Origin of the sequence: Synechococcus sp. 65AY6A5, from assembly GCF_002760415.1 — a bacterium.
Taxonomy (GTDB): Bacteria; Cyanobacteriota; Cyanobacteriia; order Thermostichales; family Thermostichaceae; genus Thermostichus.
Map to the genome: position 1 here is coordinate 1774466 of NZ_AXUW01000001.1, position 13377 is coordinate 1787842.

General features: G+C 61.5%; 14 protein-coding genes. 7 read left to right on the plus strand and 7 right to left on the minus strand.

The features are described 5' to 3' along the window. Window positions 1-91 precede the first annotated feature (91 nt). From SYN65AY6A5_RS08485 to SYN65AY6A5_RS08495, 3 genes are all read left to right on the plus strand, one after another. The gene (locus SYN65AY6A5_RS08485; RefSeq protein WP_011429452.1) at window positions 92-586 is read left to right on the plus strand and encodes a GNAT family N-acetyltransferase; all 495 of its coding nucleotides are present in this window, start codon (window positions 92-94) and stop codon (window positions 584-586) included. 121 nt (window positions 587-707) lie between these two features. Continuing rightward, entirely contained in the window at window positions 708-2024 is a 1317-nt protein-coding gene (locus SYN65AY6A5_RS08490; protein WP_011429451.1) for a competence/damage-inducible protein A, read from the plus strand. A 37-nt stretch (window positions 2025-2061) separates the two neighbouring features. Beyond that, window positions 2062-4170, plus strand: a complete 2109-nt coding sequence (locus SYN65AY6A5_RS08495) for a zinc metalloprotease HtpX (protein ID WP_011429450.1) — start codon at window positions 2062-2064, stop codon at window positions 4168-4170. Between the two features lie 10 nt (window positions 4171-4180). On the opposite strand, the gene typA is transcribed toward SYN65AY6A5_RS08495, so the two are convergent. From typA to glpX, 4 genes are all read right to left on the minus strand, one after another. Next, complete coding sequence (typA, locus tag SYN65AY6A5_RS08500) at window positions 4181-5998, minus strand: translational GTPase TypA (protein WP_011429449.1); 1818 nt, start codon at window positions 5996-5998, stop codon at window positions 4181-4183. 183 nt (window positions 5999-6181) lie between these two features. Next, entirely contained in the window at window positions 6182-6289 is a 108-nt protein-coding gene (locus SYN65AY6A5_RS08505; protein WP_011429448.1) for a photosystem II reaction center protein Ycf12, read from the minus strand. 112 nt (window positions 6290-6401) lie between these two features. Beyond that, window positions 6402-7697, minus strand: coding sequence for a glutamyl-tRNA reductase (locus SYN65AY6A5_RS08510; RefSeq protein WP_011429447.1), 1296 nt, complete (start codon window positions 7695-7697; stop codon window positions 6402-6404). Between the two features lie 318 nt (window positions 7698-8015). Next, window positions 8016-9059 (minus strand): class II fructose-bisphosphatase, encoded by a 1044-nt coding sequence (glpX, locus tag SYN65AY6A5_RS08515; RefSeq protein WP_011429446.1) that lies wholly within the window; start codon window positions 9057-9059, stop codon window positions 8016-8018. A gap of 256 nt (window positions 9060-9315) precedes the next feature. Here glpX and SYN65AY6A5_RS08520 point away from each other — a divergent pair, with 256 nt between their 5' ends. Further along, window positions 9316-9573, plus strand: a complete 258-nt coding sequence (locus SYN65AY6A5_RS08520; protein ID WP_011429444.1) for a DUF1830 domain-containing protein — start codon at window positions 9316-9318, stop codon at window positions 9571-9573. A gap of 1 nt (window position 9574) precedes the next feature. On the opposite strand, the gene SYN65AY6A5_RS08525 is transcribed toward SYN65AY6A5_RS08520, so the two are convergent. Then, on the minus strand, window positions 9575-9811 hold the full coding sequence (locus SYN65AY6A5_RS08525) for a hypothetical protein (protein WP_099834660.1): 237 nt from the start codon (window positions 9809-9811) through the stop codon (window positions 9575-9577). A 162-nt stretch (window positions 9812-9973) separates the two neighbouring features. Between SYN65AY6A5_RS08525 and SYN65AY6A5_RS08530 the strand changes: the two genes are divergently transcribed. After that, the gene (locus SYN65AY6A5_RS08530) at window positions 9974-10582 is read left to right on the plus strand and encodes a peroxiredoxin (RefSeq protein ID WP_011429441.1); all 609 of its coding nucleotides are present in this window, start codon (window positions 9974-9976) and stop codon (window positions 10580-10582) included. 359 nt (window positions 10583-10941) lie between these two features. Here SYN65AY6A5_RS08530 and SYN65AY6A5_RS08535 read toward each other — a convergent pair whose 3' ends face one another. After that, the gene (locus SYN65AY6A5_RS08535; protein ID WP_041438839.1) at window positions 10942-11367 is read right to left on the minus strand and encodes a photosystem I reaction center subunit II PsaD; all 426 of its coding nucleotides are present in this window, start codon (window positions 11365-11367) and stop codon (window positions 10942-10944) included. A gap of 231 nt (window positions 11368-11598) precedes the next feature. On the opposite strand from SYN65AY6A5_RS08535, the gene SYN65AY6A5_RS08540 reads away from it, so the two are divergent. Both SYN65AY6A5_RS08540 and SYN65AY6A5_RS08545 read left to right on the plus strand, forming a co-directional pair. Further along, window positions 11599-12483 carry an arginase family protein gene (locus tag SYN65AY6A5_RS08540; RefSeq protein ID WP_099884239.1) on the plus strand — a complete coding sequence of 295 codons (885 nt, stop codon included), beginning with the start codon at window positions 11599-11601 and terminating at the stop codon, window positions 12481-12483. Window positions 12484-12492: 9 nt separating this feature from the next. Next, on the plus strand, window positions 12493-13020 hold the full coding sequence (locus tag SYN65AY6A5_RS08545) for a class I SAM-dependent methyltransferase (RefSeq protein ID WP_011429438.1): 528 nt from the start codon (window positions 12493-12495) through the stop codon (window positions 13018-13020). A 40-nt stretch (window positions 13021-13060) separates the two neighbouring features. On the opposite strand, the gene SYN65AY6A5_RS08550 is transcribed toward SYN65AY6A5_RS08545, so the two are convergent. Further along, on the minus strand, window positions 13061-13377 hold a 317-nt coding region (locus SYN65AY6A5_RS08550), incomplete at its 5' end, for a zinc ribbon domain-containing protein (RefSeq protein ID WP_143597009.1).

Genomic DNA, 13377 nt, shown 5'->3' on the forward strand with positions numbered 1-13377 from the left:
GTGAGACTCAGGGGCATTGAACCCCTTCGTCTCACCGCCTATCCCCCATCCCGCCAAGCTGCGCTGTGGCGGGAGTACCCCGGAGGTTCTGATGGAAATCCGCCCTGCCACCCCTGAGGATGCGCCCGTTCTGTTTGATCTCATTTGTGCTTTGGCCGAGTACGAGAAGCTGAGCCACTTGGTAACGGGATCCGCTGAGCTGCTGCGACAGCATCTGTTTGGCCCCGAGGCCTTCGTTTCGGCGTTGCTGGCGGAGGTAGAAGGGCAGGCGGTGGGCTTTGCTCTTTACTTTCGCAATTTCTCCACCTTCCTCACCCGGCCGGGAATCTACCTGGAAGACCTGTTCGTGTTGCCGGAGTTCCGGGGCAGGGGCATCGGCAGGGCGCTCTTGGCGCGGGTGGCCCAGGAGGCGGTGGCCAAAGGATACGGGCGGCTGGAGTGGATGGTTTTGGATTGGAACCAGCCGGCATTGGAGTTCTACCGGCGCCTGGGCGCCAAGCCACATCCCGAGTGGATCCTGCACCGCGTGGTGGGTGCTGATTTGGAAGCTTTGGCTCGGCTGGCCGAGGATCCCTGGCGAGCTTGAGCAAGTCTTCTGGGATCGCAATTCGGAATGGCCGACGACCAGCCAAAAATCTGAGGGCGTGAAGGGGGGCCGAGACCTCTATGCTTGTATACTTGCGGCTGAGCTGAGCTCAAGGCCAAGCATGAGCCCACCGCAAACCGCTATTCCCCAGGGGGCTGAGATCCTCTGCATTGGCACAGAGTTGCTCTTGGGAGAGATCACCAACACCAACGCCCAATATCTGGCAGCCGAGCTGGCCAAGCTGGGGATCCCCCATTATTACCAAACGGTGGTGGGGGACAACGAAGCCCGCATCCACCACGCCCTGGAGGTGGCCTGCAACCGCTCCCGTTTGATTTTGATCACCGGCGGCCTGGGGCCGACCCCTGATGATCTGACCCACGCGGCGCTGGCCTCTTTCTTCGGGGTGGAGATGGTGGAGCACCCGCAGGTTTGGGAGGAGATCCGGCAGAAGTACGGCCAGCGAGGTATGGAGCCCTCCCCCAGCAACCGCAAGCAGGCCTTTTTGCCTCAGGGGGCAACCGTCCTGCCCAACCCGGTCGGCAGCGCCTGTGGCCTCATCTGGCAGCCGCGGCCCGACCTGCACATCCTCACCTTTCCCGGGGTGCCGCGGGAGATGCAGCAGATGTGGCAGGAGACGGCTGTGCCCTATTTGCGCTCCCTGGGCTGGGGCCAGGAGGTGTTCTACAGCCGCGTGTTGCGCTACTGGGGCATTCCCGAATCGACCTTGGCCGAACGGGTGGGATCCCTGCTGGCGGGGGAAAATCCCACCGTGGCACCCTACGCCAGCCAGGGGGAGGTGCGCCTGCGGGTTACCGGACGCGCCCCCACGCGCGAGGCGGCGGAAGCGTTGATTGCCCCGGTGGTGGAGCAGATTTTACAGGTTTCTGGGGAAGACTACTTCGGCAGCGACGAGGCCACCTTGGCCAGCGTGGTGGGGGAGCTGCTGCTGCAGCGGGGGCAAACGCTGGCGGTGGCGGAATCCTGCACCGGCGGGCTCCTGGGGCAATTGGTGACCGGGATCCCGGGCAGCTCCCGCTATTTTGTCGGCGGGATTGTTGCCTACGACAACCGCATCAAGGAGCAGCTTTTGCGGGTGGATCCAGAGACGCTGCGGCAGCACGGGGCCGTGAGCGAGCCGGTGGCGGCCCAGATGGCCCTGGGGGCCAAGCAAGTCCTCGGCTCCGACTGGGCCCTGAGCATTACCGGCATTGCCGGCCCAGAGGGGGGAACATCCACCAAGCCGGTTGGCCTGGTCTATCTGGGCTTGGCCGACCCGGAGGGGAAAGTGGAAGTCCACGAGTACCGCTTCGGCAGCTTGCGGGGCCGAGAGGGGGTGCGCTGGTGGAGCGCCCAGACGGCGCTGGATTGCCTGCGGCGGCGCTTGCTCCACTACCCCCTTTCGGGGGGATCCACCTCAGCAAGGCCAAATCCTTGAGTAAGCTGGGGGAGCAGGCAGATCTCGGAGCAGGCTGATGACCCCCGATGCCCTTCAGGCCGGCAGGGAGGCGCTGCAGCAGGGCCGTTTCCAAGAAGCCATCCAACTGCTGGAGGCCTACTTGGCGCAGTCTCGCCAGCGGGGCGAAGCAGGCGCATCCGACAGCCAAGCCCTGGAGGCCCAGATGAACCTGGTGCGGGCCTACCATCAGTTGGGCGAGACGGAGAAGGCGCGGGCGCTTTGTCTGGAACTGCTGCAGCACCCGGATCCGCAGGCGCGAGGCTGGGCCCAAAAAATCCTGCCCCGCCTGCCCCAAACGGTGGAAAAACCCGCTGCTTCCCCACCCTCCCCAGAGCCAGCTCCTGAGGCTCAGCCGCTCTCCAGCCGCCAACGGGCCGGTCAATTGGGCCTGAAGATCCCCCTGCCGGAGCGGGCCGGCCCTCTGCGCTGGGCCAAGTGGGGATCCCTGGGGGTGGGCATTCTGTTCCTCTGGTGGCTGAGTTTTGTGCTGGTGGGCGCTCACCTGGATTTCGGACGGCTGAGTTTTCCGCGGCAGCTTTGGTTTTTGCAGGGGTTGCTGCCCTGGCTGCGCAATGGCCTGCGCTGGTTGGTAGCCGGCAGCCTGGCGGTCAACTTTGGCGTCGGCCTTTTGTTTTTTGCCCCCTGGCTGATGGATCACCTGCACCGGCGGCTGCACAAGCTGCGCTGGGCCACCTTGGGGGAAATCGAGCGCCACAGTCCCGAGACTGCCCGTCTGCTGCAGCGCCTCTGCGCCCAAAAACAGCTAAAACTGCCTCGGCTGGGGGTGATCCCGGAAGGGGGGCCGCTGGCTTTTGTCTATGGCACGCTTCCCGACGGCGGCCGCATCGTGGTCACCCAGGCCCTGTTGCAGCAGCTTGCCCCGGATGAGATTGCCGCCGTCTATGCCCAAGCCCTGGGGCGCATCCTCAACGGCGACATCTTGATCCTGACCCTACTGGGATCCCCCGTTCAACTGGTTTACTTGGCCCTGGAGCAGGTGAGCCAACTGGCAAACAAGCGGCGGGATCTGATCGGGCATGTGGCTCCGCTGCTCTACCTGATCTACACGGTGCTCTCCTATCCCCTGTTTTTCCTCTGTCGCCTCGGCACCTACCACGCCGACCATTTTGCAGTGGAAGCGACGGGCAATCCCAACGGTCTGATGGCCGCTCTGCTCAAAGCGGCTGCCGGCCTGCAGGAGGCCCACAAAAACGACCGCCGCCCCTCTTCGCTGCTGCACTGCACCCGCCTCTTCAGCTTCTTGGACTTCAAAACCACCGCCGCCGCCAGTGCCGCCAGCCGCCTGCGGGATCCCGCCCAAGCCGGCCAAGTCTTTCTCTGGGATCAGCTCAACCCCTGGGCCCGCTGGATGCAGGTCAACTCCAGCCATCCGTTGCTGGGGCACCGCTTCCAGGTCTTGGCGGGGTATGCCCAACGGCTGCGCCTGCTGCCAGAGTTGAGCCTGGGATCCGGACCCAAGTTGGATGGGGCCCGTCTGCAAAGCCGCTTCTGGCTGGATCTGGCTATCTATGCTGCCGAAGTGAGCGGGATGGTAATTGGCTGGCTCCTGGGGCTGATCCTCTATCTGGCGCTGCCAGATCGCCTCGATCCCAAGGTGATTGCGGCAACAGCGGTGGTGGGCTATGGCCTGGGCCTGGGATCCAAGGCGGTCTTGATGTACCGCGGATCCCTGTCGCCCCAGCCGACCGATGTGCTGCACTTGCTGGCCGATCCCGAGGCGGATCCCTGCCGCAGCCAGCCGGTGGAGTTGGAGGGGGAATTGGTGGGGCTGGGACAGGCTGGCTACCAACTGGGGGCAGAGCTGAAGCTGCAAGATGCCACTGGGCTGATGCCGCTGCGCTTCACCTCTTCCCTGGGGCCGGTGGGCAATGTCTTTTCCGGCCTGAAGCGGCTCCGCGCCCTCATGGGTCAGCGCGTCAAGGTGGTGGGCTGGTTCCGCCGCGGCAACACCGCCTGGGTGGATCTGGCCTACGTCCAGGCGGGATCCCAGCAGCTCCACAGCCGTCCCCGCCTGTGGCTGGCGTTGTTCGGCCTGGGAGTCGTCTTGTTCGGCGTCTGGGGGGCCTTCTCTTTTCCCAACCTGCGCTTCTACCTGCGACGGTAGGAGCCGACCGCTAGCGGCGAGAGGCCGTCAACTGCGCCTTGCGCAGCCGCACCGACTTCGGTGTAACCTCCACCAGCTCGTCCTCGCCGATGTACTCCAGCGCCCGCTCCAGGTTCATCTCCACCGGCGCCTGCAAATGCACCAGCTCCTCCCCGCCGGCAGCGCGGTGGTTGGTCAGTTGCTTGGTTTTACAGACGTTCAACTCCAAGTCCTGCGGCCGGTTGTGCTCGCCCACGATCATGCCCTTGTAAACGCGGGTACCTGGCGTAATAAAGAACACCCCTCGGTCTTCCGCATTTTTCAGGGCATAGGTGGTGGCCACCCCCTCTTCAAAGGCGATCAGCACGCCGTTGCGGCGGGTCTCGATCCCCGGCGTCAGGGGACGGTACTCCAAAAAGCTGTGGCTCATGATCCCCTCGCCGCGGGTAATGCGGATGAACTCGCTGCGGAAGCCGATCAGCCCTCGGGCCGGGATGACAAACTCCAACTGGGCCCGTCCGTCCGCGCCTACCATCATGTTCTGCATCTCTCCCCGCCGCTGCCCCAGCCGTTCAATGCAGGCGCCCACCGTGGATTCCGGCACATCCAGCACCAAGCACTCGTAGGGCTCGTAGGGCTGGCCATTTACCTCGCGGAAGATCACCTTCGGCTGCCCCACCTGAAACTCGTAGCCCTCCCGCCGCATGGTCTCCAGCAAAATGCCCAGGTGCAGCTCGCCCCGCCCGGAGACCAAAAAGCAATCGGGGGAGTCGGTTTCTTCCACCCGCAGCGCCACGTTGGTTTCTAGCTCCCGCAGCAGGCGCTCCCGCAATTGCCGCGAAGTAACAAAGGTGCCCTCCTGGCCGGCAAAGGGAGAGTCGTTGACGCAGATCATCACCTGCAACGTCGGCTCGTCCACCTTAATGAGCGGCAGGGCCTGCGGGTTTTCGGGAGAGGTGAGGGTGTAGCCGATGTTGGCCTCGGCAAACCCCGCCACGGCGACGATATGGCCGGCAGTAGCCTCGGTCAGCTCAACACGCTGCAAGCCCTGGAAGCCAAACAGCTTGGTTACCTTGCCCTTGGCAATCGACCCATCTTCTTTGACCACCGCCAACTGATCCCCAAGGCGGATGGTGCCGTTGTGGATCTTGCCGATCACGATCCGGCCCAAGTACTCCGAGTACTCCAGCGTGGTGACCTGTAGTTGCAGCGGCTTGGCCGGATCCCCAATCGGCGGTGGGACATGCTTGAGGATGGCTTCAAAGAGGGGCTTCATGTCCAAGGGGCCGCTGTACCTCCCTTCCAAAAAGGCTTTCAGGTCGGCTTCTTCCAGGGCAAAGCCCTGCAGCCCCGAGGCAAAGAGGTAAGGGAAATCGCACTGGTCTTCGTCTGCCCCCAGCTCCAAAAACAGATCCAGAACCTTGTCGACAACTTTGTAGGGCTCGGCGCGAGGGCGGTCGATTTTGTTGACCACTACGAGCGGGCGCAGGCCTTTTTCCAACGCCTTGCGCAGCACAAAGCGGGTTTGCGGCATCGGGCCTTCGTTGGCGTCCACAACCAACAGACAGCCCTCCACCATGCCCAGCACCCGCTCCACCTCCCCGCCGAAGTCGGCGTGGCCGGGGGTATCGACAATGTTGATCAGGGTTTCGCCGTAGCGGACGGCTGTATTTTTGGCCAGGATGGTGATGCCCCGCTCCCGCTCCAGCGTGTTGCAGTCCAGCACGCAGGCGGGAATGTCTTCTCCCTCGCGGAAGGTGCCCGCCTGGCGCAACAGGGCGTCCACAAGTGTGGTTTTGCCGTGGTCGACGTGGGCGATGATGGCGACGTTGCGGATGGGGAGTGACATAAGTAATCAACCCATAAAGTATTGCCCTACAGGCGAGTTTGCCCTAGGGCTGTCTCTATAACTGTAGCGCAAAGAAGCGTTACATTAAGAGATAACAAAGAAACAAGGCGAACTCCCTGGTCGATGCCGACAGGGGCTGCTCAGGGGGTTCTGTCAACTGCGCCGGCAACCAGCCTGGCTCGCCTACATATCGGCGCCGCGCAGGTAAAGCAGCAGAATGACCGCTGGCCCTGCCAGGACGATCAAGGCCAACAGCAGCAACTGCACAAACACTTCGTACTGTCCGAACATGCCCCCAACTCCCAGCGCTTACGTTTTGTATCCTAAGGGCAGCTCTCCCCCTGAGATGAGAGAGCTGTTACAATTCTTCAACACCTGACCCCACTTCACCCCCTGGGGATCCCTAGCGCTCCTGCTGCGCCTGAAACGGCATTGGATCGAGGTTAAACAGCTCCTGCAGAATTTGCATAGCCCTGCGCCGCGCCTCGATGTCCCGCTGGGCCCGCAGTTGCACCATGGGATCATGCAGGATCTTGTTGACAATGCCGCGGGTGAGCGCCTCGATGACCTCCAGGTGCTTTTCGGCGAAGTCTTTGCCCAGGCGGGAGAGGGCTTTTTCCATCTCCTGCTCGCGGATGGACTCCACCTTGTGGCGCAGGCTGGAAATGGTGGGCACCGTCTCCAAGGAGCGCCACCACTCCATAAACTGTTCTACTTCTTCTTCCACCAAGGCTTCGGCGGCCAGGGCCAGCTTTTGCCGTTGGGCGCGGTTTTCTTCCACGATACGGGAGAGGTGATCCACGTTGAACACCTGTACCCCTCTTAGCTTTTCCACGCCGGGATCGATGTTGCGGGGCACCGAGATGTCCACCAACAGCAGCGGCTGATCCGGCTGCAGCACCCCCGCCAGTTGCTCGTAGGTGAGGATGGGCTGGGTGGCGCCGGTGCTGGTGAAGACCAGGTTGGACTCCGCTATGCTACTCAGCAGCGACTCCCAAGGCAATACTTGAATTGGCTGCTCAAATTGCTTGGCCAGCGCTTCTGCCCGCTCCAAGGAGCGGTTGACCACGGTGATATCCACCGCCCCTTTGGCCAAGAGGTGCTGCACCAACAGGCGAGCCATTTTCCCCGCCCCCACCACGGTCACCTTGCCCTGAGAAAGGGATCCCTGCTCCTGCAAGGCCAACTCCACCGCTGCCGAGCTGATGGACATGGCGCCAGTGCCGATCCCCGTCTCGGTGCGGATGCGCTTGCCGGCGGTGATGGCCGCCTTGAAGAGGCGGTTGAGGATGCGATCCATGCCGTTGCAGGCCTGGCCCAGTTGCTGCGCTTTTTTCACTTGCGACAGGATCTGCCCTTCCCCTAATACCAAGCTGTCCAGCCCGGCGGCCACCCGCATCAGGTGCGTCACCGCATCCTGGTAGAGCAGCGTAAACAGGTGCGGGCGCAGTTGGGGCAGCGGGATCCCTTTCGCCTCGGCCAAGAACTGCATCGTCTGTCGGACACCACTTTCCATTTCTGGAGTGACGATGTAGACCTCCAGCCGGTTACAGGTGCTGAGGATCGCCGCTTCCTCAATGTGGGGGTGGGCACGGAGCTGCTGGATCCGCTCCCCCACCTCGGCCTCGGGAATGCTGAGGCGCTCCCGGATCTCCACAGGAGCTGTGCGATGGCTAAGACCGACAACCGCGATAAACATGCCTCTCCGTCGTCTGTACAGCAACAGTTATTAAAAACAGAAACTATGAACAAAAGCAAACTCACCTAGCTAGGACAAGGAAGGCAAGACCGATGTCAAGGGATTGCCTTGTCTCGGCTGCAGCAAGCTTAGGTAACTTTTCTCAGCCTACCTAAACCCTAAGAACAGTATCGAGCCGGTTTTGCAGGATTTTGCTGAAGAGTTATTACGTTTTTTCGGGCGACTGACTGATAGATTTCTTAACTTCCCAAAGGACAAGAGCGACCTTCGCCAGAGGAAAGCCGCCCTTGCCGAGGGAGATGTCGGGCCGGGGATCCGTCAGCGCAGTTGCAGGCTGCGGGGCTGTTGGCCGTCTTTCATATGGATGGTATCCACAAAGCGCACCGTGCGCGACTGGCTGGAGATCACCAAGGTCTCGGTGCGTGCCCCGCCGCCGAAGAAACGCACCCCGCGCATCAGGTCGCCATCAGTAATCCCGGTGGCCGCAAAGAGGACTTCCTTGCCGCTGGCTAGCTCTTCGCATTCCCACACCTTGTCGGGATCCTCGATGCCCTGTTCTTTCAGTTGCCGTCTTGTCTCTTCCACCGGCGGCAGGTAGGTGCCCGCCTGCACCACCTCGGGGTCGTAGATCAGCCGACCTTGGAAGTGGGCGCCGAGGCAGCGCAGCGCCGCCGCCGAGATCACCCCCTCTGGGGCTGCCCCGATCCCCATCAGGGCGTGGATGCCGGTGCCGTTGAAGCCTGCCGAGAGGGCCGCCGAGATGTCGCCGTCGGTAATCAGCTTTACCCGCGCCCCCGCCTCCCGGATTTGGCGAATGAGATCGACGTGGCGCTTGCGGTCCATGACCACCACCGTCAGATCGGAGACCTCCCGATCCAGGCTTTCGGCGATAATCTGAAGATTCTTTTCCGGCGGATAGTCGAGATGTACCTTGCCCTTGGCCTGGGGCGGAGCCGCCAGCTTCTGCATGTAGATGTCCGGCGCGTGCAGAAGGCCGCCTTTTTCGGAGATGGCCAGCACCGCCATGGAGCCGTTTTGGCCCTTGGCCACCAGGTTGGTGCCTTCGCAGGGATCCACGGCAATATCGATTTCCACCAGCTCTTCCACGCGGCAGAACTGCTCGGCGTCCGGGCGCGTACAGATGCCCACCTCTTCCCCGATGTAGAGCATGGGGGCCTCATCGCGGGTTCCCTCCCCAATGACGATGCGGCCGCGCATGGGGATCTGGTTCAGTTTCTCCCGCATGGCCTCGACGGCCACCTGATCGGCGGTCTTGTTGTCGCCTTTGCCCATCCAACGGGCGGCGGCGATGGCAGCCTGCTCCACCACTTCGATGATCTCTAGCCCCAACTTGTTGTCCACGGCGTGCCCCCTTGGTATGTCGGAACGATGAAGGCCAATTAAGGATATCTTCAGACTCTTCCCCTCAGTTTACCAGGCGGGCTTCTTCTCGGGATCCCCTTGCCTCAGCTTTCATAAGCTGAGAAAACAAATCGGCCAAAGTCAAGCAGAAAGAGCGATCCCCGTCTTGCTCGTTGGCTATTGTCGGCTGGGGATCAAGAGTGATAGCCTGGCTTAAAGCCAATAATTTTTTCTTAAGGCGATTAAAAAAAACGCAATGAAAAGATACGTTTTCGTCAACCGTTCTCAGCAGGTTCAGGTCATCCGAACAATTCCCGGCCACTGGGAGCGCACCCTCTTCCCCGGCCAGTATGCCATTTTCGAGGCAGAGCCGGACGACTACCTGGAGGTTTATAGCTGCTGCTGTTCTACCACCATTTTGGAAGAGCGCCACCCCTGCCGCCGTTTGTTGGACTCCTCACTGCCTGAGGCTGACCCCCACCTGGACAGGCTGGCAGATGCAGTGAACGGATGAATCAGCTTGGGGATCCCGGCTCCTGAGGCCGAGCCTCGGTTTCCTCGCAGGGCAGCTCGGCAGAGGGGGCATCGGGAGGACGGGTGAGGCAACTGCCTCGCGCGGCGTCGCGAAAGGTATCGATGCGCTCCACGCAATTGTGATAGCCACAGTAGGGGCAATAGAGGCGATCCCCTCTCCACCACCGCCGGCAGCGGTCACAACAGAAGTGGTAGAGAAACTCCAGCGCCACCCTCATGGCAACCGACTCCCTGACCTGGCAGAGCCGAAAAACGGAAAGAAATGGGGATCCCCTGGATCGCGGCGCTCCAGCTTAGCCAGCCAGTAAGACAAAGTCATTATGAGTATGGTATGTTAGGTTTAGTTTACATTTGTACTTTACCGTAAGGAGCGTCGACTGATGTCTCAGGAAGGATGTCTGCGGGTGGGGCAGCCCGCTCCCGATTTTTCGGCCACTGCCGTTTACGACATGGAATTTAAGACGGTGAGGCTCTCCGACTACCGGGGCAAGAAGTACGTGGTGCTGTTCTTCTACCCCTTGGACTTCACCTTCGTCTGCCCGACGGAGATCACGGCTTTCAGCGATCGCTACGACGAGTTTGCCAAGCTGGACACGGAGATCCTCGGCGTCTCGGTGGATAGCGAGTACTCTCACCTGGCCTGGATTCAGACCGACCGCAAAGCCGGAGGGGTGGGCGAGCTGAGGTATCCGCTGGTCTCCGACCTGAAAAAGGAGATCAGCGCTGCCTACAATGTCCTGGATCCGGCGGCAGGGGTGGCTTTGCGCGGCCTGTTCATCATCGACAAGGAAGGGATCATCCAGCACGCCACCATCAACAACCTGGCCTTTGGCCGCAGCGTGGATGAAACCCTGCGCACCCTGCAGGCCATCCAGTACGTGCAAGCTCACCCCGATGAAGTTTGCCCGGCCAACTGGCAGCCCGGCCAGAGAACCCTGAACCCCGACCCGGTGAAATCCAAGGAGTTCTTCGCGGCGGTTGCCAAGTAGGCTTGTCCAGGCCCTGTCAGGGATCCCGGGTTTTGACACTCCCCCGCCTGAAGGCGGGGGATTCTCACGTAGTCCATAAACGGACTCGTAAAGGCGCTGTCAAGACACCTCTAGACAGTTCCGTGTAGGTATGCTTTGCTGGAGCTTTTTTTTAGCAAAAGGCAGCCCGACAAAGGATCCGACTCTTCTCAACATGACCTTCCCCCTCCCCTCTCCCTCGGGGAGAGGGGCCGGGGGTGAGGGCTAACAGCGCCGAACCCTTTCAAACCGGTTGCCAGTGGAGACGAACAAATGTGGAGACGAACAAATAAAGATCCCCTGGGCTGGCCAGGGGATCAGAAAGACAAAGGTCGCCGGAATTAGTCCCAGGGTTTCCCGTTGGTGAATTTGTAGGTAACCGGCTCTTTGTTCTTGCCGATGTTGTGATCCACCTTGCCGACGGGCTGGCGCCCCTCGTTGACCTTCTCGGGAAAGACACCATCCTTGGGATGCACCAGTTCCGGCTGTCCACCCGCCGGGATGCGGAAGATCTGGTAGTCCTTGATCTTGAACTCGGAGATCAACTGAGCGCCGAGCGCCAGGCACTGCTCTTTGCGGGCGAAGGTGAGGTAGTTTTTGCCCTCCACCATCTCGGCGGCGCCGCCGGTGGGCATTTCAAACACTTGCCCCGGCTTGCCTGTCCAGGTGATCACATATTTTTCTTCGGTTTCGGCTGCGCTCAACAGCCCTCCGGTGGATCCCCCGAATAGGGGCAACTTTGCCCCCTGACGGGGATCGCCTTCCATCACAGCCATAGCCTACCTTCTCGTCGTCGTTTGCGTTGTTGGGCCGCGCTTGGGGTTGAGGCGCGGAGCACTTTGAATGTACCATCGGCCCGATTTTTGACCCCAGATCTGCCGGCGAACTGTAATTTTTCGTAGCAGATCCAGCTCTGGCGCGGGCGGATCCCGGCTTACTCTCTGAGCCACCATAGAAGCAGGCGGCAGAGCCCCACGTTTGCAACAGGAACGACGCCCATGGCCCAGTGGTCCCTCCATCCCAGTTCCCAGTCCAACGCCAGGGTTGTCCTCATTCCCACTGCCTTTGGCCCAGATACGCAGGCGCCGCTGGCCATCCTCAACGCCGGTGCTGAGCTGTGTGCTTTTGAGCCGCGGTTGGGGATCAATGTGGATGAGATAGCAGTGGCGCAGTTGCCGGGGCTGGTGGATGAGCCGCCCTATGGCATGTGTGAGGCGGCGGTTATTCAGGCTTGGCGACGACAACAGTGGCCGGTGCTGTTGCCTTCGGTCTTGGCGGCCAGTTGGGGAGCCATTCGTGCCCTTTGGAAGCACTACCTCGCCCTGAGTGTGGTGCATTGCAGCGCCCATGCCAACCTGATGCCGCCCGAGGAGATGACCCAGCCGGAGCAAGATATAGGCTATGGCAACGCTGCCTGGGTGGAGTTGCTCTACCAGCATAGGCTGCCGGTGGTGCATGTGGGGCTGCGCAGCGGCAGTGCCCGCGCCTACGCCTGGCTGAAAAACCACGCCAGCCCGATCTTTTGGGCCCAGGATGGCTGGGATCCGCAGCAGGTGGTGGAGGCTTTGCCGGAGCAGCCGGTGTTTTTGGTGGTGGACTGCAGTGTGCTGGATCCCTCTTTGGCGCCGGCGGTGCACCACCCGGAGCCGGGGGGGCTGAGTTGGTTTCAACTGTTAACAACCTGTGAGGCCATCTTCGCCGCCCGCCCTGTGATCGGCCTTTCCTTGGGAGGAGTGGCGGTGGGAGCGGCGACGCGGCCAACCGCCCGCGTGGTGGCCCGCCTGCTCAATTGGCTGCTGGCCTGCTACGGCCTCTACTCCCTGAAGCTGGCCCCCAACCCCGCTACGCTCGAACGGCCCGAAAATAGATCGCGAACCTCTTGAGCCCGGCTTATGAAGGCTTTCTACCGGCAGGTGCTTTTTCCGAGGTTGCTGGATTGGGCTCTGGCCAGCGAGCGTCTGGAGAGCTATCGGCGGCAGCTTCTGGCCCAGGTGCGGGGAGCGGTCTTGGAGATCGGCTTTGGCACCGGCCTCAACCTGGCCTGCTACCCAGAGCACATTCAAAAAATTACAGTGGCAGATCCCAACCCCGGCATGGGATCCCTGGCCCGCCGCCGCATCGCGGCTTCCTCCATCGCCGTCGATTGGCTGGTGGCGGACGCCCAAGAGCTGCCTTTTTCGAACCAGAGTTTTGACAGCGTGGTCAGCACCTGGACCCTGTGTAGCATCCCCGATTTGGCCAAGGCTTTGGGGGAAATCCGGCGGGTGCTGCGGGTGGGGGGCAAGCTGTTTTTTCTCGAGCACGGCCTCAGCCCGGATCCCCAGGTGCAAAGCTGGCAAAGGCGTCTCAACCCTATCCAGAGGGCGATCGGAGATGGCTGCAACCTAGACCGAGATATGGCTGGCCCTGGCAACCGTTAGCCTGCCCTCAACTAGCTCTTTGATTGGCGTTCTGATACATTTACGCTGAACACTGCTGAGCATTACTGCTCAGCGGTGAAGCGATAGCATTCTGTCCGTTTCCGTTGTCACTACGCGACGCTGACGCGACCGCGCTACTCGGACGGAGTCCAAACAGAAAGGCGGTATCCCGCAAAGCCCTGAGCATAACACCCAGAGCGCCTTGCCAATCTCGTGGTAGCCTATGGTTGCACTTCGGGCATCTAAACACCTTTGCGCCACCCAACTTGGTGTGGATGTGCCCGCACTTGGTACAGGTTTTGCTGGTGTACGCTTCCGATACTTCCACGACAACCACGTTTTTCTTCTTGGCTTGAA

Bases quoted from the DNA above. Each gene is read 5' to 3' on its own strand.
- SYN65AY6A5_RS08485 (WP_011429452.1), top strand. From the start codon at position 92: ATGGAAATCCGCCCTGCCACCCCTGAGGATGCGCCCGTTCTGTTTGAT.
- SYN65AY6A5_RS08520 (WP_011429444.1), top strand. From the start codon at position 9,316: ATGAAAAGATACGTTTTCGTCAACCGTTCTCAGCAGGTTCAGGTCATC.
- SYN65AY6A5_RS08525 (WP_099834660.1), bottom strand. From the start codon at position 9,811: ATGAGGGTGGCGCTGGAGTTTCTCTACCACTTCTGTTGTGACCGCTGC.
- SYN65AY6A5_RS08510 (WP_011429447.1), bottom strand. From the start codon at position 7,697: ATGTTTATCGCGGTTGTCGGTCTTAGCCATCGCACAGCTCCTGTGGAG.
- SYN65AY6A5_RS08530 (WP_011429441.1), top strand. From the start codon at position 9,974: ATGTCTCAGGAAGGATGTCTGCGGGTGGGGCAGCCCGCTCCCGATTTT.
- typA (WP_011429449.1), bottom strand. From the start codon at position 5,998: ATGTCACTCCCCATCCGCAACGTCGCCATCATCGCCCACGTCGACCAC.
- SYN65AY6A5_RS08505 (WP_011429448.1), bottom strand. From the start codon at position 6,289: ATGTTCGGACAGTACGAAGTGTTTGTGCAGTTGCTGCTGTTGGCCTTG.
- SYN65AY6A5_RS08490 (WP_011429451.1), top strand. From the start codon at position 708: ATGAGCCCACCGCAAACCGCTATTCCCCAGGGGGCTGAGATCCTCTGC.
- SYN65AY6A5_RS08535 (WP_041438839.1), bottom strand. From the start codon at position 11,367: ATGGAAGGCGATCCCCGTCAGGGGGCAAAGTTGCCCCTATTCGGGGGA.
- SYN65AY6A5_RS08545 (WP_011429438.1), top strand. From the start codon at position 12,493: ATGAAGGCTTTCTACCGGCAGGTGCTTTTTCCGAGGTTGCTGGATTGG.
- SYN65AY6A5_RS08495 (WP_011429450.1), top strand. From the start codon at position 2,062: ATGACCCCCGATGCCCTTCAGGCCGGCAGGGAGGCGCTGCAGCAGGGC.
- SYN65AY6A5_RS08540 (WP_099884239.1), top strand. From the start codon at position 11,599: ATGGCCCAGTGGTCCCTCCATCCCAGTTCCCAGTCCAACGCCAGGGTT.